The sequence below is a fragment of the Pseudoalteromonas sp. SIMBA_162 genome, assembly GCF_046535955.1.
Lineage (GTDB): Bacteria > Pseudomonadota > Gammaproteobacteria > Enterobacterales > Alteromonadaceae > Pseudoalteromonas > Pseudoalteromonas marina.
The window spans coordinates 1-283 of the sequence record NZ_JAWJBQ010000252.1; the positions used below are offsets into that span (position 1 = coordinate 1).

At 55.8% G+C, this 283-nt stretch carries 1 rRNA gene; it reads right to left on the minus strand.

The window, feature by feature from the left end:
- A 23S ribosomal RNA gene (locus R0J88_RS19565) occupies nt 1–283 on the minus strand; the annotation flags it as partial.

Genomic DNA, 283 nt, shown 5'->3' on the forward strand with positions numbered 1-283 from the left:
CCTTTGGGCGCCTCCGTTACCTTTTAGGAGGCGACCGCCCCAGTCAAACTGCCCACCTGACACTGTCTACCCGCCCGATAAGGGCGGCGGGTTAGAAGGTCAATACAGCCAGGGTAGTATCCCACCGATGCCTCCACCGAAGCTGGCGCTCCGGTTTCCAAGGCTCCTACCTATCCTGTACAAGCTGTACCAACATTCAATATCAGGCTGCAGTAAAGCTCCACGGGGTCTTTCCGTCCTGTCGCAGGTAACCTGCATCTTCACAGGTACTATAATTTCACCG